Below are 278 nucleotides of genomic sequence, written 5' to 3'. Positions count from 1 at the left end.
CAACAAAGATATGATCGATTTTATACGCGACATAGAGTACGACACCTTATTGTTTTTCGTGGGTGTGTTACTGCTTGTTGGTGCGTTAAAAGAAGTTGGGGTACTGAGCCAATTTACTAATTTGTATACGGTAATGGCGCCAGAGTACGCAAACTACTTAATGGGTATTTTATCTGCAGGTGTTGATAACGTGCCACTAACGGCAGCGTTATTAAAAGCCGACATTGTAATGAGTCAACAGCATTGGTTGTCGTTTACGTATGCAACCGGTGTAGGTG

Annotated in this window: 1 protein-coding gene; it reads left to right on the top strand. The window is 41.7% G+C overall.

The window, feature by feature from the left end; genetic code table 11:
- Positions 1-10 precede the first annotated feature (10 nt).
- Positions 11-278 (top strand): SLC13 family permease (locus tag AAEY88_RS13280; RefSeq protein WP_350563146.1); only part of this gene is annotated, 268 nt, incomplete at its 3' end.

Origin of the sequence: Psychrobacter sp. CAL346-MNA-CIBAN-0220 (genome assembly GCF_040309805.1) — a bacterium.
Lineage (GTDB): Bacteria > Pseudomonadota > Gammaproteobacteria > Pseudomonadales > Moraxellaceae > Psychrobacter.
Note: the sequence above shows the minus strand (reverse complement) of the source record. Positions and strands in the feature narration are given on the sequence as shown.